Consider the following 842-nt stretch of genomic DNA (forward strand, 5'->3'; position numbering starts at 1 on the left):
CTAGGGCGCGTCATCAATTAAGCCAAACGACACAAGAAACTAAGTGAATGGCACTAAGGAAATGACTGGCTAACTTATCATAGCGAGTGGCAATCGCACGATACTGCTTAATCTTGGCAAAGAAGTTCTCTATTAGGTGCCTCGCTTTATAAAGCTCTTTATCGAAGTCTCTTGGCTGCAGCCGATGACACTTAGATGGTATAACTGCATTACCTTGCACTGCTTTAATCGGTTCAATAACGCGGGCATCAGCATCGTAAGCTTTATCGGCAAGCCACGTTTGGCTAATACTGACATCAAGCAATTCATCTGAGCCACACAGGTCATGAGCTGCGCCACCTGTTAGATAAAAGCCAGTAGGATTGCCTAATGCATCTGTACGAGTATGTATTTTAGTCGTCAGTCCACCTTTGCTGCGTCCAATGGCTTGATCCCTTTTTTTCCAGCACTGTGCTGGTGGGCTTTAACAATCGTGGCATCTAGCATGGCATATTCGTCATCGGATTGTTCAGAGAGTTGATTAAAAACCTGCTCCCATACGCCTTTTTTTGACCAGCGACTAAAACGAGTATGAATCACTCTGAAGTCGCCAAAGCGTTCAGGTAGGTCACGCCAAGGTATGCCGGTCTTGTAACGGTACAGAACCGCTTCTACGAACAAGCGGTTATCCTTTGCAGTAACACCAACGTCACTTGGTTTACCAGGTAGAATGTCTTTAATTCTCTCCCATTGGTCATCACGTAGGGCATGTCGTCTTGTCATAGTCATTGAGCTCAAATTCCTAAATACGATCTAAGTATAGCTTATTCTGAAATATCTATGCTAATTGATGACACGCCCTA

1 pseudogene is annotated in these 842 nt (G+C 44.4%); it reads right to left on the bottom strand.

The features are described from left to right. Window positions 1-13: 13 nt before the first annotated feature. Window positions 14-762 (bottom strand): annotated as a pseudogene (locus ACT3QQ_RS13920) (IS5 family transposase). Between the last annotated feature and the right edge of the window lie 80 nt (window positions 763-842).

It is taken from the genome of Psychrobacter sp. AOP7-A1-24, from assembly GCF_052376235.1.
In the GTDB taxonomy this organism is placed as follows: domain Bacteria; phylum Pseudomonadota; class Gammaproteobacteria; order Pseudomonadales; family Moraxellaceae; genus Psychrobacter.